Raw genomic sequence first — 480 nt, 5'->3', positions numbered from 1 at the left:
ATGTGCGCCTTTCGTGGCCGCCGGACCGTTCGGCGGCTTCCTTCCCGATAGCAGCGTTTTCCGGCGCCTTTTTATGAGCATCAAGTCCGACAAGTGGATTCGGCGCATGGCCGAAGAGCACAAGATGATCGAGCCGTTTGTGCCCGATCAGGTTCGCGCCGCCGAGGACGGCCGCAAGATCGTCAGCTACGGCACGTCGAGCTACGGCTACGACATCCGCTGCGCGGACGAATTCAAGATCTTCACGAACATCAATTCGACGATCGTCGATCCGAAGAACTTCGACGAAGGCTCGTTCGTCGATTTCAAGGGCGACGTGTGCATCATTCCGCCGAACTCGTTCGCGCTCGCGCGCACCGTCGAATATTTCCGCATTCCGCGCACCGTGCTCACCGTGTGCCTCGGCAAGTCGACGTACGCGCGCTGCGGCATCATCGTCAACGTGACGCCGTTCGAGCCCGAGTGGGAAGGCTACGTGAC

1 protein-coding gene is annotated in these 480 nt (G+C 60.4%); it reads left to right on the top strand.

Going from position 1 to position 480, the window contains the following annotated elements; genetic code table 11:
• Nucleotides 1–73 precede the first annotated feature (73 nt).
• Nucleotides 74–480 (top strand): dCTP deaminase (gene dcd / locus J5M73_RS31190; RefSeq protein ID WP_207816918.1); only part of this gene is annotated, 407 nt, incomplete at its 3' end.

Source organism: Pseudomonas sp. 50_B, assembly GCF_017491625.1.
GTDB classification, from domain to species: domain Bacteria; phylum Pseudomonadota; class Gammaproteobacteria; order Pseudomonadales; family Pseudomonadaceae; genus Aquipseudomonas; species Aquipseudomonas danubii.
The sequence above is the reverse complement of the archived record's forward strand: the minus strand, read 5'-3'. Positions and strand labels throughout refer to the sequence as shown.